Raw genomic sequence first — 445 nt, 5'->3', positions numbered from 1 at the left:
ACCAGGTACAGACCCGTGACCAGACCCACGAGGCCCAGCAGCCACATAACCGGGGGCAGGGGACCGGGCAACAGGGCGAGTCCGACCATGATCACGATGACCGCGAGCACGGTGCTCAGGGCGCGCAGCATGGCGGGGGAGATCCCGCTCGTAACGGGCCCGGGATCAGGCTCGTAGCGTTCGTCCTCCCGGGTGTCCCGCAGTTCGACGGGGATCTCCTCGGCCGGTTGCTCGCGGGGCTCCCACGGGAAGTCCTCGGCCCACGGTTCGAGGTCCTCGTCGTCGCGGGGGACGTCGTCCCACGAGTTGCCGCGGATGATCCGCTCGAACGGGTCCTCCGGTGGTTGGCGTGAACTCACGACGGGTCCTCGGGGAGGAACTGCTCGCCCCGGGACAACCGCTGGACCGCGTCCCGGGAGATCCGTTCGAGCAGTGGGGCATCGTG

At 69.4% G+C, this 445-nt stretch carries 1 protein-coding gene; it reads right to left on the bottom strand.

Going from position 1 to position 445, the window contains the following annotated elements; all coding sequences use genetic code 11:
• A partial coding sequence (locus J1M86_RS24405) for a hypothetical protein (RefSeq protein WP_206511708.1) occupies positions 1-359 on the bottom strand: 359 nt, incomplete at its 3' end.
• Positions 360-445: the final 86 nt, after the last annotated feature.

The organism is Rhodococcus sp. KRD197, from assembly GCF_017168235.1.
In the GTDB taxonomy this organism is placed as follows: Bacteria; Actinomycetota; Actinomycetes; order Mycobacteriales; family Mycobacteriaceae; genus Rhodococcoides.
Note: the sequence above shows the minus strand (reverse complement) of the source record. Positions and strands in the feature narration are given on the sequence as shown.